Raw genomic sequence first — 19687 nt, forward strand, 5'->3', positions numbered from 1 at the left:
TACAGACAAACACGGACTGACCGCCGCAAATGGGCGGCGAAACCGCCTCCGGTTTCCGTGATAAACTAACCCCTCAAGAGGCGCAACCACCCACAATGAACCCCACCGAAATCAGAGCAACCGGAATAATCGGAACAATACTCGCCGCCCGGCTTTTGGGCATCTTCCTAATCCTGCCCGTTTTCAGTTCCTACGCCCTGCTCTATCCGGGCTCATCCCACTTCCTCGCGGGCATTGCCTTCGGCATATACGCGCTCACTCAAGCCGTATTACAAATCCCCTTCGGGCGGGCAAGCGACCGCTTCGGCAGAAAACCCGTCATCATCGCCGGGCTTGTCCTCTTTTGCGCGGGCAGCGTTGCGTGCGGCCTTGCGGACAGTATATGGGAACTGATAGCGGCAAGAGCCATTCAAGGAAGCGGAGCGGTCGGCTCAGTCGCCATTGCCGCGCTTGGAGACTTCACAAGGCCCGAAGTGCGCGGACAGTCTTTTGCGGCGGTGGGCATTATCATCGGGGCGGCGTTTATCGCCGCCACAGCCGCAGGTCCCGCAGTGGCGGCTTGGCTTGGATTTGAAACCGTCTTTTACATCCTCGCGGCAATGGGCGCGGCGGCAATGGCGACAACGATTCTCTTGTTCCCCGGCGCAAAAGGGCAACCGGAAACGGGAAAAACTGTCGGTCTTCTATCCGCCCTCCGCAAGGCGGACATCCGGAAAATTATGGCAAGCGCATTCATACTTTCCACCGCGCTCAACATATTTCTGTTTGTCTATCCGCTCAACTGGCAGGACGCGGGCGGCGACATATCGCGGATTTGGAAGGCGTATCTTATTGTCCTTCTCCCCTCGGCGGTTCTCTCCTACCCCTTCCTCAAGGCGATGGAGAGGCGGAAAACGATGAACATCCCCGGCATGGCGGCGTTTGCCCTGCTTGCGGCGGGAGTGGCGACCATTGCTTTCGGCGGCAGCAAAACGGGCATGATAGTCGCGGGCGCGATGTTTTTTCTCGGACACTCCATATTTCAGCCGCTGCTTCCGGCGTTTCTCACTCAGGCGACTCCGGGCGAATCACGGGGAAGCGCGGCGGGGTTTCTTAACCTTTCAACCTTTCTGGGGGCGTTTGCGGGAAGTCTGGCGGGCGGGGTTTTCTACGCCGCCGGCGCGAGGGCGGCGCTTATGGCATGCCTTGCGCTCGTTGTCGCGTGGGCGGCTGTCGGCATTCCCAAAGCGCCCCGCGCGGGCGGGGGAACGGAGCGGACATGACCTTCGGGGAACTTTACAGGGACGGCTCAAAGCCGGTTATATCGTTTGAAATTTTTCCTCCCAAAACCCCGGAGGGAAAAAGCAAACTGATGCGGACGCTTGAGGAACTTGCGGAGATGCGCCCGGCGTTTATCTCCGTTACCTACGGGGCGATGGGAACGACACGGGAGGGCAGTTTTGAGATAGCGTCCCGCATTAAAAGCATGGGCGTTGAGACCGCGAGCCATCTTACTTGCGTGGGCTCTTCGGGAGCGGAAATAGACGGGATTTTGACGGATCTCGGAGAGCGCGGAATTGAAAATATAGTCGCGCTTCGGGGCGACCCGCCCGCCGGGAAACAGTTTGTTGCGGCGGAGGGCGGATACGGGCACGCAAACGAACTTGTGGAGCACATCAGAAGATTTGAAAAACAAAACGGCGGGCGTTTCGGCGTTGCAGTCGCCGGGTATCCGGAAAAGCATGTTGAAGCCGAATCAATGGAAAAAGACATGGAAAATCTGGCGCAAAAAGTCCGCGCGGGGGCGGACGCCGTTATCACCCAACTGTTTTACGACAACTCGCGCTACTTTGATTTTTTGGACATGGCGCGCGGCGCGGGTGTGCAAACCCCGATTGTGCCCGGACTGATGCCCATACTCTCAAGCCGTCAGGTTGTGAAAATAACCTCAATGTGCGGGAGTTCCGTGCCGCCCGATATTATGAAACGGCTTGAGCGGTGCGAGAGCAAAGGCGGCGACCCCGCCGGGGTGGGAGTGGACGTCTGCGCGCGGCAGGCGGAGGAACTGCTCAAGGCGGGAGCGCCGGGCATACATTTTTACGTCCTGAACAGGGCGTCTCATGTGAAATCGGTTCTGAAACGGCTGGGGCTGTAGTCAGGGGGCAAGGCGCTCAATTATCCAGCGGCCGTTTTTGTCCAAACGGTGGCGAATTCTGTCGTGCATGCGGTTTTCCCTTCCCTGCCAGAACTCAAACACGGACGGCGTTATTCTGTATCCCTTCCAGTGCGGGGGGCGGGGAATCTGCGGCAAGCCGCTAAAACGGTCTTCGCAACTCCTGAAACTTTCCTCCAGTTCCCCCCTGTCGCTCACAACCCTCCCCTGCGGAGACGCCCACGCCCCCAACTGACTCGCGCGGGGCCTTGACGCAAAATAATCATCAGCCTCCTTTTCAGAAACCTCCCCAACCGCGCCCTCTATTCTCACCTGCCTCTCAAAGGCACTCCAGAAAAAACACGCCGAAACGCGCGAATTTTCCGCCATCTCCAAGCCCTTTCTGCTCATTGAATTGGTGTAAAAGACAAACCCGCGCCCGTCCGCCTCTTTGAGAAGAAGCATCCTGCAAGACGGCTTCCCGCCGTCCGAAACCGTGGAAAGCGCAAACGCATTTGGAAGGTCAACGCCGGACTTGACGGCTTCCTCATACCACAGGGAAAACTGCTTGAACGGGTCGGGCGAGACCGTCTGTTCGTCAAGCCTCATAAGCGTGTATTGCCTGTCCGTCCTACCCACGCCGCCCGCCTCCAATCTCCGAACGGAGAAACGTTTCAAGGTCTTCATCTTCAAAGCGGAAACCCGCCTTTATCAGTTTTTGGGGAACAACCTTCGCGCCGCCGAGGATAATCTCTTCACCCATTTCACCCAGAACGAGTTTTATTACCCGCTTCGGAACAGTAAAGAAAACGGGGCGCTTCAGCACGCTGCCAACGGTTCGGGAGAAATCCCCGCTTTGGACGGGAGAAGGTGAAACGATATTCACGGAGCCCGAAATCCCGCCGTTGTTAATCAAAAACCGCATCGCCCTGACCGCATCGGCAAGGGATATCCAACTGAACCACGCGCTTCCGTCTCCCGCTTTCGCGCCGAGACCGAGGGAAAAAACGGCCCTTGCCGCGCGGAGCATGGCGGCGCGGTTTGAGAGGACAACCCCGAACCGGAGGCGGGCGACCCTTGTTGCCGGAGATGCGGCGCAGTCCGCCGCATCCTCCCACCGGCGGGCGACATCGGCAAGAAAGCCCTCCCCGGCGGCGCTTTCCTCCGTGAGCAACTCATCGCCCCTGCTTCCGTAAAACCCCGTTGCGGAAGCGCAGAGAAACACCTTCGGCGGACGGGAAAGACCTGAAAACATGTCGGCGAAAAACTCCGCGCTTTCAACCCTGCTTCGCTCAATCTCTTTCTTTGCGGCGGCCGTCCACCTGCGCATTATTCCAAGTCCGCACAGATTCACGGCGGCGTCCGCGCCTTCAAAGTCACCGGGGGCGGCGTCAAAGAAAGCCCCCCCGGCGCGGCGGGACCGCCTGAGACGCACAACGCCGTGGCCGTCCGCCTCAAGGGAGGCGGCAAGAGCGGAGCCGATAAGACCGCTTGAACCGGATATTAAAACTTTCACGGTATAAAATAGTGTTTGACGGAGCGGGAAAAAACAACCCGGCGGCCTCAGGAACCAAACGCCTCAACTATTCTGTTCTGATACATGGCGACCTGGTCGGGGTCAAGAAAGTAGTGGGGGGCGCTTAAGATCGGCAGGTCAAGAAAGTCGGCGCAACTCTCAATTTTCTTTCTGCACAGGTCTGTGGGGCCGACAACGGCGAAGGTCTCAAGCATGTCATCGCTCACATTTTCCACCATGCCGTCAACATCCCCTTTGAAGTAGGCGTCCCGTATCTTCTGAATCTGCTCCGTGAAGCCGTGCAGAATGAAGGGTTTCCAGTATGTCTTTACCGTGGCGTAAAACGCGACAGTTGCTTTTGCCGCTCTGCGGACTTCCGGCAGGTCGTCCGCGCCGCAGACCGCGCAAATGAATATGGAAGAGACACAAAAATCACTCCGCTCCCGTCCGGACCGAGCAAGCCCGTCCCGAAGGGAGGGAAGCACACTTTCTTCAATGTATTTCCTTGAACAGACTATGTGTCCTATGTAGCCGTCCGCAGACTGTCCCGCCGCGCGCGCCATGTTCTCCCCCACCGCGGCGAGGAACACCGGGACGGACCGGCGGACCGGCGCAAACGGCCTCCTGAAACCCTTCATATTGATGTCGTAATGCTCTCCCCCGTAAACCACGTCTTCCCCCGTGTGCGAGACGGAAATCACCCGCCTTACTATGTCAACGCACTCCCTGATTCTGGCAACGGGTTTGCCGTGAGGCTGGCCGTGCCACATCTCGTTTGTGCGCCGGGCTCCGGAGCCGAGCCCTAAAATGAGCCGCCCGCCGGACGCCTCGTCCACGTCCATGGCGCTCACGGCGGTTATCAGGGGACTCCTCGCAAACGCCAGAGAGACGGCAGTGCCGAGTTTGATTGTTGATGTGCGCGGGGCTATCGCCGCAAGCTGCTGAAACGCCGTTCTGTAAAGTTCCGTCGCCCAAACGGAATGAAAACCCGCCGCTTCGGCCAATCTTGAAACCTCCACTATCCCGTCAAGGGAGTGGGAGTCAACTATCAATCCGAGCGGGGCCGCCTTCATTGCGGGAGAAAACCGGTTCAGTTTTCCGGTTTCGTCTCCGGTTCAGGTTCGGCGGCGGCTTCGGCCTGTTTCTCCGGCGCGGCTTCGGCGGGAGCATCGGGAGATTCGCCCGCGCTCTCCGGCGCGGCTGCGGAAGGTTCGGGAGGCGTTTTCGGCGCGTTTTCCTCCGTTACGGCGGAATCGGTTTCGGGCAACGCCTCCTCTTTCTCCTTTTTCGCCTCATCTTCCGGAGAAGGCGGCAACGGCAGGTTTGATTTCTTTTGCGTCTTCTTTTTTGAGGACGGCTTGTATTCCTCGGTTACAAGTTCTATACGCGAAACGGGCGTCCGGTCTCCCCTGCGAAATCCGAGGCGGACTATCCTTGAGTATCCGCCGGGACGCTCTTTGTGCATTCCGGCAATTTCAGTGAACACCTTTCTTGCCACTTCCTTGTCGTTTATGTAGCCGAAGATGCGCCTTTTATAGGAAAGCCCCCCGTCCGGCGCGTCCTCTCCGGCGCTGTTCTTTGCAAGGGTGATTATCTTGTCCGCAACGCGCTTCAGTTCTTTGGCTCTGGCGTCAGTGGTTTGTATGCCGCCGTGCCTGAAAAGCTCCGTTGCCATGTTGCGGAACATCGCCTTTCTGTGCTTGGTCTTTACGCCAAGTTTTCTTCCCAGCCTTCTGTTTCTCATCGCTCAAACTTCCCGAAAACACAAACACTCCGGCGCTCAGGGTTTTGCCCTGCTCTCTTTGACCCGGTTGTATATCTCCTGATTGATATTCATATCAAGAGACATCTGCGGCGAGAGGGTCTTCAGTTTCTTGAGCACATCCTCAAGGGAGCTCTTGCCAAAACTGGGCAGGTTAAGCAACTCGCTCTCACTCTTTTGAACAAGGTCTCCGACATACTCCATATTGGCGCTGGTCAGGCAGTTAAGGGAGCGGACGGAGAAGTCCACCTCGTCAAGCGGAGTGAACAGAATTTCCTCGTCCCCTTTTATCGTATAGGTCTCCTCGCTCTCTTCCTGATCAACCCCCTGGTCGCTGAAGTTTATAAACCGCTTGAGTTGGTGAGTGATAATCTTCGCCGCATACGCCAGCGCGTCTTCGGGAACCACGGAGCCCTTTGTCCATATCTCAAGCACGAGATTTTCATAGTCGGTCTTCCTCCCGACGCGGGCGTTCTTTATGGAGTAGTTCACCTTGGTCACCGGCGAGAAAAAGGCGTCCACCGGAAGGTATTCCTCTCCCATTGAGCGCGGGGCCTCTCTCTCTTCAACCGGCTGGTAGCCCCTGCCGGTCTCAACCACCAGACTCATCTCAACTTTGGTCTTGGTTGAAACGGTCGCTATGTAATGGTCGCCGTTCAGAACCTGCATATTGTTTGTTGATTGGATGTCCGAGGCTTTGATCTCGCCGGGACCCTGAAAAGACAGTTCCAAAACCTGCATATCCGGCGTGTTCGCCTTGAAGTTGACCCCTTTGAAGTTCATCAGTATCTCCGAAACATCTTCGGCAACACCGGAGATGGAGGAAAATTCGTGAAGAACGCCCCCTATCTTCACCGCCGTAATGGCGGGTCCCTGAAGGGAGGAGAGCAGAACCCTCCTCATCGCATTTCCGACCGTAACGCCGTAGCCCCTCTCAAGAGGCTCAAAGTTGAACTTTGAATAAAAAGGCGTCACGGTCTTTTCGTCCTTGACGACCTTTTTCGGCCTTACGAGTGTTGTCCAGTTGCTCTGAAAATCTTTCAAACTTGCTTCCTCCTATTTAATCATTCAAAAGGGGCCGTGCGACTACACCCTTGAATAAAACTCAACAATCAGGTTCTCACTGATGGGAACCTGAATGTCCTCCCTTTGCGGAGTCCTTACCACCTTCCCCCTGTATTTTTCCCTTTCCAGAGCGAGCCACCCGGGAAGGCTCTTTTTCTCCGACAGCCCCAGAGAGCGGTTGATGCCCGGCATCTTCCTGCTTGCTTCCCGCACCTCAACAACATTGCCCGCCTTCACCCTGCATGAAGGCACGTCAACGCGCGCGCCGTCAACGGACACATGCCCCAGATTGACAAGCTGGCGCGCCTCATTGCGCGAAGACGCAAAACCCAGACGAAACACCACATTGTCAAGGCGCGTCTCAATCAGGGAGAGAAGAAGCGAACCGGTAACCCCCTTGGTTCTTACCGCCTCTCTGAAATAAATTTTGAACTGGCGCTCGGTCACTCCGTATATGCCTCTGGCTTTCTGCTTCTCCCTCAACCGCAACCCGTATTCAGTGCTCCTTCTGCGTATCCTCTTGCCCTGCAAGCCGGGAGGATAGGGCTTCCTCTCAACGGCGCACTTGGGGGTTGAGCACCTCTCGCCTTTGAGAAACAGCTTCTCTCCCTCTCTCCTGCAAATTTTGCAAACCGGACCCGTGTATCTTGCCATTATACTTTCCGCCTCACACTCTTCTTCTGCCGCGCGGCCTGCACCCGTTGTGCGGTATGGGCGTTACGTCCCTGATGGAAGACACCCTGAGACCCGCCGCCTGAATTGACCTTATGGCGGCTTCACGCCCCGGACCCGGCCCCTTGACATACACCCGCGCGGATTTCATTCCGGAACCCATTGCCCTCTTTGCCACATCCTCGGCCGCCACCTGAGCGGCGAACGGAGTTCCCTTCCTTGTGCCCCTGAATCCTCTGGCTCCGCCGCTTGACCACGCAATAACATCGCCCTGAGGGTGGGACACGGTGATAACGGTGTTGCTGAAGGTGGCGTGTATGTGCACGACGCCCTCGTCAACAGACCTCTTTATCTTCTTTTTTGATCCCTTGGTTGCCATGATTCGCCGTTACTTGCCCGCCTTTTTCTTCTTCGCTATCGCCGTGCCCCGCGGGCCTTTCCTTGTTCTCGCGTTCGCCTTGGTTTTCTGCCCGCGCACCGGAAGACCGGTGCGATGCCTTATGCCCCTGTAGCACCCTATCTCAACCAAGCGTTTGATGTTCATCTGCACATCTTTCCTGAGGTCTCCCTCAACAACGCAGTTGCGCTCTATGTATTGCCGTATGTCCGCCACCTCTTTCTCACTGAGGTCTTTTGACCGTTTGGCGGAGTCTATGTTCAAAGCGCCCACTATGCCCGAGGCCGTGGCTCTGCCTATGCCGTATATGTAGGTCAAGGCAAACTCAACTCTCTTCTCAAGGGGTATGTCAACACCGGCTATTCTCGGCATAATGTTATCCCTGCCTCTGCTTGCAGCGTTTGTTTGAGCAAATCACCCTCACTACGCCCCTGCGCTTGATAATCCTGCACTTGTTGCAAATCTTCTTTACCGACGACCTTACTTTCAATTTACTCTCTCCGGCTTCATCCTGTATGTGATTCTCCCCCTTGACAGGTCGTAGGGAGACATCTCTATCTTCACCTTGTCCCCGGGGACTATCCTCACAAACCTTGACCTTGTTCTTCTCATTTTACCTGAAACATAGGCAAGAACCCTTGAACCGTTCTCCATCTCAACCCTGAACATGGCGTTGGGAAGCGCCTCAACCACCGTTCCTTCAAACTCAACCGTTTCGTTCTTTGACATACGCCTCCGCGTCCGCGCTCCTCATCAGTTAAACCCCGTGAGCACCTCGGGGCCGTTCTCAGTTATCGCCACCGTGTGCTCAAAATGAGCGGACATTTTACCATCACTTGTAACAACAGTCCACTTATCGGGCAAAGTTTTTATCTCCGCCGAGCCTTCATTCACCATCGGTTCTATGGCAAGAGCCATGCCCGGACGCAAAACAGGACCCCCGCTTGCGCCGCCGGGCGGAACAAAATTGGGCACTTGCGGCTTCTCGTGAAGTTCCCTTCCTATGCCGTGCCCCACAAACGCCCTTACCACTGAAAACCCTTTGCTTTCAACATATTTCTGTATGGTTTCGGACACTTCGTAGAGCCGCGCGCCGGGGGCGGCTTTCTCTATGCCGCGCTCAAGCGACCGCCGCGCAATTTCCAGCAGACGCTCTTTTGCGGGGGTAACCGCGCCCACGGGAATGGTTACGGCGGAGTCGCCGTAAAACCCGGCTTTGTAGGCGCCGAAATCCACTCCCACTATGTCGCCCTCGCAAAGCACCCTGTCTTTTGACGGTATGCCGTGCACCACCTCATCGTTCACCGATACGCATATTGAGCACGGGAAATCCATGTAACCCTTGAATGCGGGCCTTGCCGACCGCCTGTCCGCCACTTGTTCCGCCACACGGTTGAGTTCCCATGTGGACACGCCTTCACGGGCGGCCCCGCTGAGTTTTTCAAGAACCTCCGCCACAACGGAGCACACCGTCCTCATGCCCTCAAACTTCTCTTTTATCTCCGCAACCGTCATGCCTTTTCCGGCGGGGATACTTCAGAATGTATCCTCCCCCTAACCTCGTCAATCGTCCCGGTTCCGTCTATGGCGCGGAAGACGCCCCTGTTACCGTAGTATTCGGCAAGCGGCAAAGTCTGCCGCCGGTAAACATTCATTCTTTCCCTTATGACGGCCTCGTTGTCATCCGCCCTGCCCTCTGTTTCCGCCCTGAGCAGAAGCCGTTTTACAATTTCCTCCTCGTCCACCTCAAGAGACAAAACCGCGTCTATGGCTTCGCGGCGGCTCTCAAGCATGCCGTCCAGAGCGCGCGCCTGTTCGGCGGTTCTGGGAAAACCGTCCAGAAGAAAACCCGCGCCGCCGAGGTTCTCTATCTTCTGTCTTATTATCTCTATGACCACCTCGTCGGGAACGAGTTTGCCCGCATCCATATAACTTTTCGCAAGAAGGCCCGTTTCGGTCTCATTCTTCACGGCTTCCCTGAGCATATCTCCGGTGGATATGTGCGCCACTCCGAAAGATGCGGAGATGAACTCCGCCTGAGTTCCCTTCCCCGCTCCGGGGGGTCCGAATATAATCAAATTCATGATTGACACCTCAGGTTTTAGAACCTTCTCCTCCTGCGCGGCGGGCGGGGGGCGCCCGGAGTGGAGAAAGACTCGTAATTCCGGGTTATCACAAAAGACTGAACACGTTGCATGAAATCAAGTGTTACACCGATGATAATCAGAAGCGAAGTGCCCCCGAAGTAAAAGGGCAGGTTGAACGGGTCTCTCTGAAGAAAACTGGGAAGAACGCATACGGCCACAAGATAAATTGAGCCGATGAGCGTTATCCGGTTCAGAATGGAGCCTATGTAGTCCGCCGTTTTCACTCCGGGCCTTATGCCGGGAATGTTTGCGCCGCTGTTTTTTATGTTGTCCGAAAGGTCCGCCGGGTCGTAAACGATGCCCGTATAAAAGAAAGAGAAAAACACTATGAGAACCGCGAAAATGGTGTTGTAGAAAAACGGATTCTGGACAACGCCCTCGGAAATCATCCGGACAAAGGGGCTGTCCGTCACAACCATGATGGTCGCGGGAAAGATGAGCAGTGAGGAGGCGAAAATGGGAGGGATAACTCCGGACGGGTTTATCTTCAGCGGAAGGTGGGTGGACTGCCCTTCAATCATCTTTCTGCCGACAACTTTTCGCGGATGCTGAATGGGTATCTTTCTTGAAGCGGTCTCAACAAACACGATGACCCCCATCACAAGGATGAGAAAGGCAAGTATGAGCCCCATGCCCAGCACCGTTATATCACCCGCGCTCACAAGCCGCCCCATGTTGAACAGCGCGGACGGAATTCCGGCGAGTATGGACATGGTGATTATCAGGGAGACGCCGTTTCCAATGCCCTTTTCGGATATCTGCTCTCCCAGCCACATGACAAGCATGGAGCCCGAAGTCAGGGTAAGAATGGTGGTAAGGCGGAACGCCAGCCCCGCCTCTCCGGACGCGCCGGACTCAAGGGCGAGGGTAAACACGGTCGCCTGAATCACCGATATGGGAACAGTAAGATAGCGGGAATACTGGTTGATTTTCCTTCTTCCCGCCTGCCCTTCCTCCTTCTGGAGAGCCTCAAGCGAGGGAATCGCCTTAACCATCAGAGACATGAGAATGGAGGCGGTTATGTAGGGAATTACTCCGAGGGCGAAGATTGACGCCTGCTCAAGCGCGCCGCCGGAGAATGCGTTGAACAGGTCAAAAACGGTCCCGCTCGTGCGCTCAAACAGCCGGGATATTTCGGCCGGGGAAATGCCCGGGACCGGGATAAAAACCCCGAGCCTGTAAATCAGCAGTATAAATAAGGTGATGAGCAGCCTTTTGTTCAGCTCGGAGATTCCGGAGGTTCCCGAAGAGGGCGAACTCATACAAACTCCACCTTGCCGCCGGACTTCTCTATCTTTTCAACGGATGAGCCGGTTGCGGCGTCAACTCTCAGAGTCAGTTTTTTTTCAACGGCTCCGCCGCCCAGAATTTTTACCGGATTTTTTCCGCTCACCAGCCCGCTTTCAACAAGCGCCGCGCGGTCAACTGTGGAGCCGTCCTCAAAACGCTCCAGCGCGCTCAGGTTGACCGTGTCGTAAACCTTCCTGAACCTGTTTTTGAACCCTCTCTTGGGAATCCTCATCTTGAGCGGGGTCTGTCCGCCTTCAAACCAGCGCGACACCCCTCTCCCCGATCTGGAGCCCTGCCCTTTCTGTCCGCGCCCGGAAGTCTTGCCCTTTGAACCGGCCCCCCGGCCCACTCTCTGGCGCGATTTTGCCGAACCCGCCGGTTTTGGAAATCTGTCAAGCATTGCGGATAAAACCTCTAAATCCTGTAATAGGGCGGAAGGTCAAGGTCGGAGACCTCTTTGTGCCGCGTGAGCGCAACGGCCTCCGGCGGGGAAAGGAGGGAAAGAGCCTTCATAACCGCCGCCACTACATTGAGCGGATTTCTTGAGCCCACAACCTTGGAAAGGATGTCGTGAATGCCCGCAAGGTCTGCCACGGCGCGCACGGCGCCGCCCGAAATAACGCCCGTTCCGGGAGCGGCGGGCAGAAGCACAACACGGCTTGATGAACTTTCACAACAAACCTCATGCGGTATGGTGGAACCCTTAAGGGGAACTTGTATGAGGTTTTTGCGGGCTTTGTCCGCCCCTTTCTTGATGGCGCCCGGAACCTCGTTTGATTTGCCAAGCCCGTAGCCCACAACACCGCTTCCGTTGCCGACAACCACCATCGCGGTGAAGTGAAACCGCTTTCCGCCCTTGGTAACCTTCGCCACGCGCCGGATGTCAACAACCTTTTCTTCCAGCTCAAGCCCGGCGGAGTCAACATACCGCGGATTTGTGTAACCGGTTGCGTTTTTATTAGAACTCAAGTCCCTTCTCCCTGAGGCCGCCCGCAAGAGATTTCACCCTTCCGTGAAACGGATAGCCGCCCCTGTCAAACACCACTTTTTTGAGGCCGCCCGCAACTGACACGCCCCCCAGATACTCGCCCACGGCCCTTGCCTGGTCAATCTTGGAGTCATCACCGGAGATGTTTTTTCTTATCTCCGGAGTGAGTGAGGAAGCCGCAAACAGAGTGCTTCCCGCCACATCGTCAACAATTTGCGCATATATGTGCCTTGACGACTTGAAAACGCACAACCGGGGCACGGACGCGGTTCCGGAGATTTTCCTCCGTATCCTTCTGTGCCTGCTGTTTCTCAGATCTTTTCTGCTTTTCTTCATCCCTTTGCCGCTCCGCCTGACTTGCCGGGTTTGAGCCGTATGCGCTCGGTGGAAAACCTCACCCCTTTGCCCTTGTAGGAGTCCGGAGCGCGAAGTTTCCTTATGTTCGCCGCCGTCTCGCCTATCACCTGCTTGTCAATTCCCTCCAGAGTGAGCCGGGTCCCCCGCGCCTCAACCGTGGCTTTAACGCCTTCGGGAAGAGGAAACTCTATCGGGTGGGAATAGCCGAGAGACATCTTAAGAGCGTCTTTGCCCGCCAGTTCCGCCTTGTATCCGGTTCCCACAATTTCAAGTGTTCTGGCAAATCCCTCCGTAACACCCTGAATGGAGTTTGCTATAAGCATCCTCACAAGGCCGTGCGACGCCTTGACACCCTTGCCGGACTGCTCCGCTTTAACAGTCACAAATCCGTCCGCCACTTCAACATTCAGCCCGCCCGCAACAGCAACCTCAAGTTCGCCGCGGGGACCCTTGACCTTAAGGGTGTCTCCCGACTGGGCGATCTCCACCTTGTCGGGAACAGGTATCGGTTTGTTTCCTATCCTTGACATAATTCAACTCAGACCACAGTGCAGAGAACCTCGCCGCCTATGCCGACGATTCTGGCGCTCCGTCCCGTCATTATCCCTTTTGAGGTGGAAAGTATAGCCGTTCCAATGCCCGTAACAACACGGGGAATTTCACCCCTGCCTATGTAAACCCTGACGCTGGGCTTGCTCACTCTTTTGATTTCCCTTATGGCAGGCGCCCCTTCGGGAGAGTATTTGAGGGCTACAACTATATCCCTTTTGGGGCCGTCCCCCTCGGAGATACTGAAGCCTTCCACATAGCCCTCGTCCTTTAGAACCCTGCATATCTCCAACTTGATGCCGGAGTGAGGAATCGCCACATCTTCGTGGCCGACCATCAGCGCGTTCCTGATTCTTGAAAGCATGTCCGCTATAGGATCCGTCATATCTTCCTTCCCGCCGTTTAGAAACTGGCTTTTCTGACTCCCACAATTTCTCCGCGGCTCGCAAGTTCGCGGAAGCAGAGGCGGCAGATGCCGAACTGCCTTATAAAACCCCTCGGCCTCCCGCAGAGCGAGCACCGGTTAACTTTCCTCACCGGGTATTTCGGCTTCCTTAAAGATCTTTCCCAAAGCGCTTTTCTTGCCATTTCTCACACTCCTCCTTTTGCAAAAGGCACACCCATCTCCTCAAGAAGCATTCTTGCCTCCGCATCATCGTCCGCAGTCGTAACAAAAGTGATGTTGAGCCCCTTCACCCTCGCAACCTTGCTGTAGTCAATTTCCGGAAATATGATGTGCTCTCTTATTCCGAGCGTGTAATTGCCGTTGCCGTCAAACGAGGAGACGCTCACCCCCTTGAAATCCCTCACTCTCGGAAGGGCGAGATTGACAAGGCGGTCAAAAAACTCATACATCATCGTCCCCCTCAGGGTAACGGCGCAACCGATTGGCATGCCGTCGCGGAGTTTGAAACCGGCTATGGATTTCCTGCTCATTTTCACGGCGGGCTTCTGCCCGGCGATAAGCGCAAGTTCGGCGACCGCATCGTCAATGACGGACTTGTTGCGCCCCGCCTCGCTGAGGCGACCCAGCCCCATGTTGAGAACTATGCGCTCAAGGCGCGGAACTTTCATGGGATTGGAGTAGGAACTCTTCTCCATAATGGCGGGGATTACCCGCTCATTGAATATTTTTTTCATTCTCGGTTGCGCGGATGTCATATCTGTTTGCCCGTCTTTCTGTTCACTCTGACCTTTTTGCCGTCTTCAATTCTGTGTCCGGCTTTGAAGGGAGTCGCCTCTTTTGAGTCATAAAGCATCAGGTTTGACAAGTGCAGGCTCGCCTCCTTGTCAACTATGCCGCCGGACGGATTGTCGCGTGTGGGGCGCGTGTTGCGTTTGACCATGTTGAGTTTCTCCACTATCGCCCTTCCCTTTTCCGTAAGCACACGGGAAACAGTGCCGGTTTTGCCCTTCTCTCTGCCGGTGAGCACGATGACTTCGTCGCCCTTCCTGATGTGATATTTCACCGACACCGTCAAACCACCTCCGGAGCAAGAGAGATTATCTTCATAAATCCTTTGAACCTGAGCTCGCGCGCGATGGGTCCGAAAACCCTTGTGCCAATGGGCTCTTTGTCTTCATTGATGATCACTGCGGCGTTGCTGTCAAAGCGCACGTAGGTTCCGTCCGGTCGCCTGCTCTCCTTGGTAACGCGCACCACGACCGCCTTGCACACATCACCCTTTGACACCTTTGAGTTGGGCATCGCCTCCTTTACGGAAACCACAACCACATCGCCCAGCCGCGCAAACCTTCTGCGCGAGCCGCCGAGAACCTTGATACAGTAAAGTCTCTTGGCGCCCGTATTGTCCGCAGACTCCAGATATGAACTGGACTGAATCACCTTTCCGCTCCCTCTCCGGAAACTGCGGGGGCTTTCTCAACAATTTTGCCGACCCGCCACCTCTTGGTTTTGCTTATGGGCTTTGAGGCGTATATAAGCGCCTTGTCGCCCGCCGCGCACTGGTTTTTGCTGTCGTGAACGATGTAGCGCACCCGCCTGCTGATTGACCTGTTGTAAACAACATGCTTCTTTGTGGTTATCACATCCACAACCGCCGTCTTGTCGCCGCTGCTCCTCACAACCGTCCCCACAAACGAGGTCAGCCGCCCTCTTTTTTCGTTTCTGTCAGCCATTTTCTTCCTTCACCTGCTCCTGTCCGCCCCGGCTTTCAATCTCCCGCCTCACGGTCTTTACTCTGGCAATGTCCCGCCGGAGAGACTTTATCCGCGCAAACGAGGCTGTCTGTTTGGTGGCAACCCGCATACGGAGATTGAAAAGAGAGGACATAAGTTCGCGCTCCTTCCTGTTCAGGTCGCCCGTGGTAAGTTCTCTGAGTTTAGCCGGTTTTTCAGCCATTATACAATCTCCTCGCTCCGCTCAACCGCGCGGGTTTTCACGGGCAGTTTGTGGGACGCAAGCCGGAACGCCTCCTTTGCAAGAGGCGAGGGAACTCCGCTTAACTCGTAAAGTATCTGCCCGCGCCGTATCGGAGCCACGTATTCCGCCACATCGCCCTTGCCCTTCCCCATTCTTGTTTCGGCGGGCTTTTTGGTAACGGGCTTGTCCGGGAAAATCCTTATCCACAGTTTCGCCCCCCTTCTCACATGGCGCGTTATGGCGATCCTTGCGGACTCTATCTGCCTTGAGGTCAGCCGCCCGTTTTCAAGAGTCCGGAGACCGAACCGCCCGAAGTCAATGTCAGTCCCCCGGCTCGCAACCCCCCTTATGCGCCCCTTGCGCGCCTTGCGGTATTTTGTCTTTTTAGGTTGAAGCATACGGTTTTCCTCAAGTCGGCGGGGCAGCCCTCTTCTCTATGACATCTCCCTTGAATATCCATGTCTTGATGCCGATGATCCCGTATTTGGTTTTTGCCTCGGCAAAGCCGTAGTCAATGTCCGCCCTGAGTTTTGCCAGCGGAACACTGCCTTCCTTATACCACTCTCTTCTGGCAATCTCCGCGCCCGCAAGCCGCCCGGAAGCCATTATCTTTATTCCCAGCGCGCCCGTCCTCATGGCGGACGCAATCGCCTGTTTCATCGCTCTCTTGTAGGCAACTCTGCGTTCTATCTGAAGGGCGACATTCTCCGCCACCATCTGGGCGTCGGTTTCCGAACGACGCACCTCCTTGATGTCCACGACAATCTCCTTGCCCGTCTGTTTCTGAAGGTCTCTCCTTATTTTCTCTATCTCCTGACCGTTGCGCCCTATGACAATTCCGGGACGCAAGGCGTGAATGACCACCCTGACCTTCTTCCTGATAACCCGCTCTATCTCAATTTTGGAGATTCCCGCCTGATAAAAATCCTTTTTCAGAAATCTTCGTATTCTCACGTCCTCGCCCAACATGGCGGTAAAATCCGCCTTCTCGGCATACCATTTGGAATGCCACGTGCGGGTAATGCCTATTCTCACCCCTATCGGATTTACTTTCTGACCCATGATTACAGTCCCTTCCTCTCAAGCACTATGGTGATGTGGCTTGACCTTTTCTTGCGCTGAAAAGCCCTGCCCATTGCTCTCGCTCTGACCCTTTTGAGCACAACGCCCTCATCGGCAAACGCCTCTTTCACATACAACTCGTCCGGTTCAGGGTAGCCCTTTTCAGACGCATTTGCCACCGCAGACTTAAGCAATTTCGCAATCACCGGCGCAGACCTCTTGTGTGTCAGGTGGAGAATGCTGAACGCCTCTTCAACGCCCTTGCCCTTTATGAGAGGGAGAACAAGGCGAACCTTGTAAGGCGATATTCTGAAGTGTCTTAAAACTGAACGCGAAACCATTTCATCTACCCCATCTTGGACTTTTTGTCACCGCCCGCATGCCCGTGAAAATTTCTTGTCGGAGAAAACTCTCCCAGTTTGTGCCCTATCATGTGCTCGTTGACGGAGACGGGGATAAACCTCTTGCCGTTGTGAACCGCTATGGTCAGCCCTATCATCTCCGGTATTACCATTGATGAGCGCGACCATGTTTTGATGTAAACATCGCTCTTTCCCGCCGCTCCTTTCACCGCCATGACCTTCTTCAGAAGTTTCTCATGAACAAAGGGCTGTTTTTTCGTTTTTTCCGCCATTTCCTGTCAGTCCATCCCGTAGCCGACCCTTCTGGGCCTTACTATGTATTTGTCCGTTCTCTTGTTCCGCCTTGTCTTGTATCCGATGGTTATCCAGCCCCACGGGGAAACCGGATGAGGGTTTCCTTTGGTTGCCTTGCCCTCTCCGCCGCCGTGCGGATGGTCAACCGGATTCATTGCCACTCCCCTTACATTCGGCCTCCTGCCCCTGTGCCTGTTTCTTCCCGCCTTGCCCATGCTCACAAGTTCATGCTCGGAATTGCCCACCCTGCCCACGGTCGCCATGCACTCAATTCCCACCATTCGTATCTCACCGGAGGGAAGTTTGAGGAGGGCGTGGCTTCCCTCTTTGGCGGTTACCTGCACGGAACTGCCCGCCGAGCGGGCTATCTTTGCCCCGCCGCCCGGACGAAGTTCAACATTGTGCACAAAAACGCCCGTGGGAATGTCTTTCAATTTCAGAGAGTTGCCCGGCGAAACCTCCGGCTGCCCTCCGGAGAAAACGGTATCGCCCACAGAAAGCCCCTCACAGGCGATGATGTATCTCTTCTCCCCGTCCGCATAGTGCACAAGGGCTATCCTCGCAGACCTGTGGGGGTCGTATTCTATGGTCGCGACCGTGCCGGGAACTCCCGCCTTGTTCCTTTTGAAGTCCACCATTCTGTAACGCCTTTTGTGCCCGCCGCCGCGATTGTAGGACGATATTCTGCCGCCCGCCCCTCTGCCCGCCTTGCGGGGAGACGGAGATGTAAGCGGCTTGTGCGGAGAGGACGAGGTAACTTCCGAGAAATCCTCTCCCGTTCTGAAACGCGTTCCCGGAGATGTGGGGTTAAACTTTCTTATTCCCATTACAGTCCCTCAAAAATTTCTATGGTTCCCTCAACCACTTTCACATACGCCTTCTTGATGCCGGGCCTTCTTCCCGCAAGACGCCCCGCGCGTTTGACCGTCTTGCCGGGCATCGTGGAGGTTCGCACCCCGCCCACTTTCACGCCGAACACTTTCTCAACGGCGTCCTTGATCTGGTGTTTCTTTGACCTCTCGTCAACGGAAAACACATACCACCCCTTATCACGGAGGGAAAAACTCTTCTCCGTAACAACCGGCGCTTTGAGTATGCTGTGCGCGCTGTTCAATGGACAAGCGCCTCCTGCACCGATTTGACCGCCTCAACGGTAAGTATCAGGGATTCAAACCCAAGCGTGTCGTAAACATTGACGCCGGACGCCGAAAGCATCTTCACTCCGGGAATGTTGTTTGCCGACTTCGCAAAATTCTCCCAGTCCGCCCCCGGAACGTCTATAAAAAGGGCGCCGGTAACGCCGAATGCGGAAAGCATATCGGCAACCTGCCGCGTCTTTATCTCCGGAAGGCTCAATTCCTGAACAACCTTTATGCCCCCGTCTCCGAGGCGAGCCGAAAGCGCCGACCTGAGCGCCTGTTTTCTGACTTTGCGCGGAACATTGAAAGACCAGTCTTTGGGCTTGGGCCCGAATGTAACCCCGCCCTTTCTCCAAATGGGCGAACGTATTGAACCGTGCCGGGCGCGTCCGGAATGCTTCTGCCTCCACGGCTTGGAGCCGCCGCCCCTAACTTCGCTGCGGGTCTTGGTTGAGGCGGTGCCGCTTCTCGCCGCCGCCAGTTGCCACCTGACGACAACCTGCATGAGGTCCTCCCTGACGGGAGACTCAAAAACCTCGCTCATCAACTCAAGCGAACCGGATTTGTTTCCGGCAATGTCGTAAACTTCAACCGTCGGCACGCTGACCGCCCCCCTTGACCGAATATCTTATAAACACACCCGCGCCGCGCGGACCCGGAACAGAGCCTTTCACCGCCACGAGGTTTTTCTCCGCATCAACCGAAACCACCCTCAAGCCCTGAGAGGTAATGCGGCCTCCGCCGGACCTTCCCGCCATCTTGATTCCCTTCCATACTCGCGCCGGGTATGACGCCTGCCCGATTGAGCCGGGCCTCCTGTGCGCCTTGCCGCCGTGTGATGCGGGCTGTCCGGAAAATCCGTGCCTTTTCATTGCTCCCGTAAACCCCTTTCCTTTGCCCGTCCCTATGACGTCCACCTTGTCGCCTTCCTTGAAGATGCCCGCGGTGAAGATGTCTCCGGGTTTTACGCTGTCATCACAACCGGTCTCAACTATTCTTTTCATTGCCGGAAGACCCGCCGCCGCGCAGTGCCCCGCCGCCGCTTTTGTCGGGGAAAAATCCTCTTCGTATCCTATCTGCGCCGAGGAAGAGCCGTCATCCTTGCGAACCACATAACAGGGGCCTACCTCAAGCAACGTTACGGGCACAAGCACGGAGCCGCCCTCAAACAGTTGGGTCATTGCCAGTTTCTTTCCCATAAGTCCGCCTATCATTGCCGTTGCTCCGTCAAGTCAGTTTTATATCCACATCAACACCGGACGCCAAATCCAGTTTCATAAGTTCGTCAACCGTCTGGTTGTTGGGCTCAAGGATGTAAACCAGCCGCTTGTGAGTCCTTATCTCAAAATGCTCCCTTGAATTCTTGTTCACATGCGGAGACCTGAGAACGCAGAATCTGCGTATGCGGGTGGGAAGCGGCAGGGGACCCGATATGCGCGCCCCGGTGCGCTTTGCCGTTTCCGCTATCTCAAACGCCGACTTGTCAAGAAGACGATGATCAAACGACTTGATCTTTATCCGTATTTTTGAGGCAAGGTTCATGGCTTAACGTTCACTCAATAATCCCCGTAAC

Annotated in this window: 35 protein-coding genes; 2 read left to right on the top strand and 33 right to left on the bottom strand. The window is 55.7% G+C overall.

Features of this window, described 5'->3' with window-relative positions:
• The first annotated feature begins 95 nt into the window (after positions 1-95).
• Positions 96-1262: an MFS transporter gene (locus OXF42_04740; GenBank protein ID MCY4047400.1), complete on the top strand. Its 1167-nt coding sequence runs from the start codon at positions 96-98 to the stop codon at positions 1260-1262.
• Positions 1259-2134, top strand: coding sequence for a methylenetetrahydrofolate reductase [NAD(P)H] (gene metF, locus OXF42_04745; protein MCY4047401.1), 876 nt, complete (start codon positions 1259-1261; stop codon positions 2132-2134). Before OXF42_04740 ends, metF begins: the two co-directional genes overlap by 4 nt.
• Here the strand turns inward: metF and pdxH are convergent, their stop codons facing one another.
• Genes pdxH through rpsJ form a run of 33 tightly spaced genes read right to left on the bottom strand, consistent with a single transcriptional unit; the run spans position 2135 to position 19656 of the window.
• The gene (gene pdxH / locus OXF42_04750) at positions 2135-2818 is read right to left on the bottom strand and encodes a pyridoxamine 5'-phosphate oxidase (GenBank protein MCY4047402.1); all 684 of its coding nucleotides are present in this window, start codon (positions 2816-2818) and stop codon (positions 2135-2137) included. It abuts the gene before it with no gap.
• Positions 2763-3647, bottom strand: coding sequence for a TIGR01777 family oxidoreductase (locus OXF42_04755; protein ID MCY4047403.1), 885 nt, complete (start codon positions 3645-3647; stop codon positions 2763-2765). The genes pdxH and OXF42_04755 overlap by 56 nt, the downstream gene beginning before the upstream one ends.
• Positions 3648-3694: 47 nt before the next feature.
• Positions 3695-4720, bottom strand: a complete 1026-nt coding sequence (locus OXF42_04760; protein MCY4047404.1) for an LLM class flavin-dependent oxidoreductase — start codon at positions 4718-4720, stop codon at positions 3695-3697.
• 17 nt (positions 4721-4737) lie between these two features.
• Positions 4738-5391 carry a 50S ribosomal protein L17 gene (gene rplQ, locus OXF42_04765; protein ID MCY4047405.1) on the bottom strand — a complete coding sequence of 218 codons (654 nt, stop codon included), beginning with the start codon at positions 5389-5391 and terminating at the stop codon, positions 4738-4740.
• Positions 5392-5427: 36 nt separating this feature from the next.
• The gene (locus tag OXF42_04770) at positions 5428-6453 is read right to left on the bottom strand and encodes a DNA-directed RNA polymerase subunit alpha (protein MCY4047406.1); all 1026 of its coding nucleotides are present in this window, start codon (positions 6451-6453) and stop codon (positions 5428-5430) included.
• Between the two features lie 42 nt (positions 6454-6495).
• Complete coding sequence (gene rpsD / locus OXF42_04775; protein ID MCY4047407.1) at positions 6496-7128, bottom strand: 30S ribosomal protein S4; 633 nt, start codon at positions 7126-7128, stop codon at positions 6496-6498.
• Positions 7129-7141: 13 nt separating this feature from the next.
• Positions 7142-7525, bottom strand: coding sequence for a 30S ribosomal protein S11 (rpsK, locus tag OXF42_04780; protein ID MCY4047408.1), 384 nt, complete (start codon positions 7523-7525; stop codon positions 7142-7144).
• A 9-nt stretch (positions 7526-7534) separates the two neighbouring features.
• Positions 7535-7915: a 30S ribosomal protein S13 gene (gene rpsM / locus OXF42_04785; protein ID MCY4047409.1), complete on the bottom strand. Its 381-nt coding sequence runs from the start codon at positions 7913-7915 to the stop codon at positions 7535-7537.
• A 4-nt stretch (positions 7916-7919) separates the two neighbouring features.
• The gene (rpmJ, locus tag OXF42_04790; GenBank protein ID MCY4047410.1) at positions 7920-8033 is read right to left on the bottom strand and encodes a 50S ribosomal protein L36; all 114 of its coding nucleotides are present in this window, start codon (positions 8031-8033) and stop codon (positions 7920-7922) included.
• On the bottom strand, positions 8030-8272 hold the full coding sequence (infA, locus tag OXF42_04795) for a translation initiation factor IF-1 (GenBank protein MCY4047411.1): 243 nt from the start codon (positions 8270-8272) through the stop codon (positions 8030-8032). Before infA ends, rpmJ begins: the two co-directional genes overlap by 4 nt.
• A 24-nt stretch (positions 8273-8296) precedes the next feature.
• Positions 8297-9058: a type I methionyl aminopeptidase gene (map, locus tag OXF42_04800; protein MCY4047412.1), complete on the bottom strand. Its 762-nt coding sequence runs from the start codon at positions 9056-9058 to the stop codon at positions 8297-8299.
• Positions 9055-9630 carry an adenylate kinase gene (locus OXF42_04805; GenBank protein MCY4047413.1) on the bottom strand — a complete coding sequence of 192 codons (576 nt, stop codon included), beginning with the start codon at positions 9628-9630 and terminating at the stop codon, positions 9055-9057. Before OXF42_04805 ends, map begins: the two co-directional genes overlap by 4 nt.
• Before the next feature lie 14 nt (positions 9631-9644).
• Positions 9645-10952, bottom strand: coding sequence for a preprotein translocase subunit SecY (secY, locus tag OXF42_04810; GenBank protein MCY4047414.1), 1308 nt, complete (start codon positions 10950-10952; stop codon positions 9645-9647).
• Positions 10949-11380 carry a 50S ribosomal protein L15 gene (gene rplO / locus OXF42_04815; protein ID MCY4047415.1) on the bottom strand — a complete coding sequence of 144 codons (432 nt, stop codon included), beginning with the start codon at positions 11378-11380 and terminating at the stop codon, positions 10949-10951. Before rplO ends, secY begins: the two co-directional genes overlap by 4 nt.
• Positions 11381-11394: 14 nt before the next feature.
• Positions 11395-11949 carry a 30S ribosomal protein S5 gene (rpsE, locus tag OXF42_04820; protein MCY4047416.1) on the bottom strand — a complete coding sequence of 185 codons (555 nt, stop codon included), beginning with the start codon at positions 11947-11949 and terminating at the stop codon, positions 11395-11397.
• Positions 11939-12304: a 50S ribosomal protein L18 gene (gene rplR, locus OXF42_04825; GenBank protein MCY4047417.1), complete on the bottom strand. Its 366-nt coding sequence runs from the start codon at positions 12302-12304 to the stop codon at positions 11939-11941. Before rplR ends, rpsE begins: the two co-directional genes overlap by 11 nt.
• Positions 12301-12855, bottom strand: a complete 555-nt coding sequence (rplF, locus tag OXF42_04830) for a 50S ribosomal protein L6 (protein ID MCY4047418.1) — start codon at positions 12853-12855, stop codon at positions 12301-12303. The genes rplR and rplF overlap by 4 nt, the downstream gene beginning before the upstream one ends.
• An 8-nt stretch (positions 12856-12863) precedes the next feature.
• The gene (gene rpsH, locus OXF42_04835; protein MCY4047419.1) at positions 12864-13259 is read right to left on the bottom strand and encodes a 30S ribosomal protein S8; all 396 of its coding nucleotides are present in this window, start codon (positions 13257-13259) and stop codon (positions 12864-12866) included.
• A 17-nt stretch (positions 13260-13276) separates the two neighbouring features.
• A complete protein-coding gene (locus OXF42_04840; protein MCY4047420.1) occupies positions 13277-13462 on the bottom strand; it encodes a type Z 30S ribosomal protein S14 in 186 nt (61 codons plus the stop codon).
• A gap of 3 nt (positions 13463-13465) precedes the next feature.
• Positions 13466-14035, bottom strand: coding sequence for a 50S ribosomal protein L5 (gene rplE, locus OXF42_04845; GenBank protein ID MCY4047421.1), 570 nt, complete (start codon positions 14033-14035; stop codon positions 13466-13468).
• Positions 14032-14349: a 50S ribosomal protein L24 gene (gene rplX / locus OXF42_04850; GenBank protein MCY4047422.1), complete on the bottom strand. Its 318-nt coding sequence runs from the start codon at positions 14347-14349 to the stop codon at positions 14032-14034. Before rplX ends, rplE begins: the two co-directional genes overlap by 4 nt.
• 2 nt (positions 14350-14351) lie before the next feature.
• Positions 14352-14720, bottom strand: coding sequence for a 50S ribosomal protein L14 (rplN, locus tag OXF42_04855; GenBank protein ID MCY4047423.1), 369 nt, complete (start codon positions 14718-14720; stop codon positions 14352-14354).
• Positions 14717-15013 (bottom strand): 30S ribosomal protein S17, encoded by a 297-nt coding sequence (rpsQ, locus tag OXF42_04860; protein MCY4047424.1) that lies wholly within the window; start codon positions 15011-15013, stop codon positions 14717-14719. The genes rplN and rpsQ overlap by 4 nt, the downstream gene beginning before the upstream one ends.
• Positions 15006-15236 (bottom strand): 50S ribosomal protein L29, encoded by a 231-nt coding sequence (rpmC, locus tag OXF42_04865; GenBank protein ID MCY4047425.1) that lies wholly within the window; start codon positions 15234-15236, stop codon positions 15006-15008. The genes rpsQ and rpmC overlap by 8 nt, the downstream gene beginning before the upstream one ends.
• Positions 15236-15655 (bottom strand): 50S ribosomal protein L16, encoded by a 420-nt coding sequence (gene rplP, locus OXF42_04870; protein MCY4047426.1) that lies wholly within the window; start codon positions 15653-15655, stop codon positions 15236-15238. Before rplP ends, rpmC begins: the two co-directional genes overlap by 1 nt.
• 10 nt (positions 15656-15665) lie before the next feature.
• Complete coding sequence (rpsC, locus tag OXF42_04875; GenBank protein ID MCY4047427.1) at positions 15666-16319, bottom strand: 30S ribosomal protein S3; 654 nt, start codon at positions 16317-16319, stop codon at positions 15666-15668.
• Between the two features lie 2 nt (positions 16320-16321).
• On the bottom strand, positions 16322-16660 hold the full coding sequence (gene rplV, locus OXF42_04880; GenBank protein MCY4047428.1) for a 50S ribosomal protein L22: 339 nt from the start codon (positions 16658-16660) through the stop codon (positions 16322-16324).
• Between the two features lie 5 nt (positions 16661-16665).
• The gene (gene rpsS / locus OXF42_04885; GenBank protein MCY4047429.1) at positions 16666-16953 is read right to left on the bottom strand and encodes a 30S ribosomal protein S19; all 288 of its coding nucleotides are present in this window, start codon (positions 16951-16953) and stop codon (positions 16666-16668) included.
• Between the two features lie 6 nt (positions 16954-16959).
• Positions 16960-17802 carry a 50S ribosomal protein L2 gene (rplB, locus tag OXF42_04890; GenBank protein MCY4047430.1) on the bottom strand — a complete coding sequence of 281 codons (843 nt, stop codon included), beginning with the start codon at positions 17800-17802 and terminating at the stop codon, positions 16960-16962.
• Positions 17802-18089, bottom strand: coding sequence for a 50S ribosomal protein L23 (rplW, locus tag OXF42_04895; GenBank protein MCY4047431.1), 288 nt, complete (start codon positions 18087-18089; stop codon positions 17802-17804). Before rplW ends, rplB begins: the two co-directional genes overlap by 1 nt.
• Entirely contained in the window at positions 18086-18715 is a 630-nt protein-coding gene (gene rplD, locus OXF42_04900) for a 50S ribosomal protein L4 (GenBank protein MCY4047432.1), read from the bottom strand. The genes rplW and rplD overlap by 4 nt, the downstream gene beginning before the upstream one ends.
• Positions 18702-19328, bottom strand: coding sequence for a 50S ribosomal protein L3 (rplC, locus tag OXF42_04905; GenBank protein MCY4047433.1), 627 nt, complete (start codon positions 19326-19328; stop codon positions 18702-18704). The genes rplD and rplC overlap by 14 nt, the downstream gene beginning before the upstream one ends.
• 13 nt (positions 19329-19341) lie before the next feature.
• Entirely contained in the window at positions 19342-19656 is a 315-nt protein-coding gene (rpsJ, locus tag OXF42_04910) for a 30S ribosomal protein S10 (GenBank protein MCY4047434.1), read from the bottom strand.
• Positions 19657-19687 lie beyond the last annotated feature (31 nt).

The organism is Candidatus Dadabacteria bacterium, assembly GCA_026708565.1.
In the GTDB taxonomy this organism is placed as follows: domain Bacteria; phylum Desulfobacterota_D; class UBA1144; order Nemesobacterales; family Mycalebacteriaceae; genus Mycalebacterium.

What these genes read in the sequence shown, in the direction of transcription:
- secY (MCY4047414.1), bottom strand. Translation starts at nt 10,952, where the DNA reads ATGAGTTCGCCCTCTTCGGGAACCTCCGGAATCTCCGAGCTGAACAAA.
- rpsH (MCY4047419.1), bottom strand. Translation starts at nt 13,259, where the DNA reads ATGACGGATCCTATAGCGGACATGCTTTCAAGAATCAGGAACGCGCTG.
- rplF (MCY4047418.1), bottom strand. Translation starts at nt 12,855, where the DNA reads ATGTCAAGGATAGGAAACAAACCGATACCTGTTCCCGACAAGGTGGAG.
- infA (MCY4047411.1), bottom strand. Translation starts at nt 8,272, where the DNA reads ATGTCAAAGAACGAAACGGTTGAGTTTGAAGGAACGGTGGTTGAGGCG.
- rpsM (MCY4047409.1), bottom strand. Translation starts at nt 7,915, where the DNA reads ATGCCGAGAATAGCCGGTGTTGACATACCCCTTGAGAAGAGAGTTGAG.
- rpmC (MCY4047425.1), bottom strand. Translation starts at nt 15,236, where the DNA reads ATGGCTGAAAAACCGGCTAAACTCAGAGAACTTACCACGGGCGACCTG.
- OXF42_04840 (MCY4047420.1), bottom strand. Translation starts at nt 13,462, where the DNA reads ATGGCAAGAAAAGCGCTTTGGGAAAGATCTTTAAGGAAGCCGAAATAC.
- rplE (MCY4047421.1), bottom strand. Translation starts at nt 14,035, where the DNA reads ATGACATCCGCGCAACCGAGAATGAAAAAAATATTCAATGAGCGGGTA.
- pdxH (MCY4047402.1), bottom strand. Translation starts at nt 2,818, where the DNA reads ATGAAGACCTTGAAACGTTTCTCCGTTCGGAGATTGGAGGCGGGCGGC.
- rpsJ (MCY4047434.1), bottom strand. Translation starts at nt 19,656, where the DNA reads ATGAACCTTGCCTCAAAAATACGGATAAAGATCAAGTCGTTTGATCAT.
- map (MCY4047412.1), bottom strand. Translation starts at nt 9,058, where the DNA reads ATGACGGTTGCGGAGATAAAAGAGAAGTTTGAGGGCATGAGGACGGTG.
- rplQ (MCY4047405.1), bottom strand. Translation starts at nt 5,391, where the DNA reads ATGAGAAACAGAAGGCTGGGAAGAAAACTTGGCGTAAAGACCAAGCAC.
- rpsC (MCY4047427.1), bottom strand. Translation starts at nt 16,319, where the DNA reads ATGGGTCAGAAAGTAAATCCGATAGGGGTGAGAATAGGCATTACCCGC.
- rplR (MCY4047417.1), bottom strand. Translation starts at nt 12,304, where the DNA reads ATGAAGAAAAGCAGAAAAGATCTGAGAAACAGCAGGCACAGAAGGATA.
- rplV (MCY4047428.1), bottom strand. Translation starts at nt 16,660, where the DNA reads ATGGTTTCGCGTTCAGTTTTAAGACACTTCAGAATATCGCCTTACAAG.
- rpsQ (MCY4047424.1), bottom strand. Translation starts at nt 15,013, where the DNA reads ATGGCTGACAGAAACGAAAAAAGAGGGCGGCTGACCTCGTTTGTGGGG.
- rpsD (MCY4047407.1), bottom strand. Translation starts at nt 7,128, where the DNA reads ATGGCAAGATACACGGGTCCGGTTTGCAAAATTTGCAGGAGAGAGGGA.
- rplC (MCY4047433.1), bottom strand. Translation starts at nt 19,328, where the DNA reads ATGATAGGCGGACTTATGGGAAAGAAACTGGCAATGACCCAACTGTTT.
- rpsS (MCY4047429.1), bottom strand. Translation starts at nt 16,953, where the DNA reads ATGGCGGAAAAAACGAAAAAACAGCCCTTTGTTCATGAGAAACTTCTG.
- rpsK (MCY4047408.1), bottom strand. Translation starts at nt 7,525, where the DNA reads ATGGCAACCAAGGGATCAAAAAAGAAGATAAAGAGGTCTGTTGACGAG.
- OXF42_04760 (MCY4047404.1), bottom strand. Translation starts at nt 4,720, where the DNA reads ATGAAGGCGGCCCCGCTCGGATTGATAGTTGACTCCCACTCCCTTGAC.
- OXF42_04740 (MCY4047400.1), top strand. Translation starts at nt 96, where the DNA reads ATGAACCCCACCGAAATCAGAGCAACCGGAATAATCGGAACAATACTC.
- rplP (MCY4047426.1), bottom strand. Translation starts at nt 15,655, where the DNA reads ATGCTTCAACCTAAAAAGACAAAATACCGCAAGGCGCGCAAGGGGCGC.
- metF (MCY4047401.1), top strand. Translation starts at nt 1,259, where the DNA reads ATGACCTTCGGGGAACTTTACAGGGACGGCTCAAAGCCGGTTATATCG.
- rplO (MCY4047415.1), bottom strand. Translation starts at nt 11,380, where the DNA reads ATGCTTGACAGATTTCCAAAACCGGCGGGTTCGGCAAAATCGCGCCAG.
- rplB (MCY4047430.1), bottom strand. Translation starts at nt 17,802, where the DNA reads ATGGGAATAAGAAAGTTTAACCCCACATCTCCGGGAACGCGTTTCAGA.